Source organism: Streptomyces luteosporeus (genome assembly GCF_039532865.1).
Lineage (GTDB): Bacteria > Actinomycetota > Actinomycetes > Streptomycetales > Streptomycetaceae > Streptomyces > Streptomyces luteosporeus.
In genome coordinates, this window is the sequence record NZ_BAAASL010000074.1 from 1 (window position 1) to 616 (window position 616).

Sequence of the window (616 nt, forward strand, 5' to 3'; positions counted from 1 at the left end):
CTGAAGAACGAGAATGGCTGGATGCACCGGCGACTGGTCAGGAGGAAATCTGACATGGAAAGAGGGGAAATCTGGCTTGTCTCGCTTGATCCTACCGCAGGTCATGAGCAGCAGGGAACGCGGCCGGTGCTGATTGTCACACCGGCGGCCTTTAATCGCGTGACCCGCCTGCCTGTTGTTGTGCCCGTAACCAGCGGAGGCAATTTTGCCCGCACTGCCGGCTTTGCGGTGTCGTTGGATGGTGTTGGCATACGTACCACAGGTGTTGTACGTTGCGATCAACCCCGGACAATTGATATGAAAGCACGGGGCGGAAAACGACTCGAACGGGTTCCGGAGACTATCATGAACGAAGTTCTTGGCCGCCTGTCCACTATTCTGACTTGAACATGGGGTTTGAGGGGCAACTGGATGAAAACGTACGATTTAGGGCACTAAAACCGCTGTTGTCCCACCATTCTGGTGATTCCCAAACGTTATTTGGCTAAAAAGTAGTTTTGATGTGGTTTATTTTCCGAATTCCAAGCGCAGCCCTACTTTCTTGTGCGTATTTGCGTGTTTTGCGCAGTTTTGAAGTTCCGGTGATGCTGCCAACTTACTGATTTAGTGTATGATG

The 616-nt window shown here is 51.5% G+C and carries 1 protein-coding gene; it reads left to right on the forward strand.

Annotated features, from left to right (window positions below):
* Positions 1 to 54 precede the first annotated feature (54 nt).
* Entirely contained in the window at positions 55 to 387 is a 333-nt protein-coding gene (gene pemK-mt / locus ABD361_RS30490) for a type II toxin-antitoxin system toxin endoribonuclease PemK-mt (protein ID WP_000439434.1), read from the forward strand.
* The last annotated feature ends 229 nt before the right edge of the window (positions 388 to 616 follow it).

Coding starts and splice junctions, on each gene's coding strand:
- pemK-mt (WP_000439434.1), top strand. CDS start 55: ATGGAAAGAGGGGAAATCTGGCTTGTCTCGCTTGATCCTACCGCAGGT.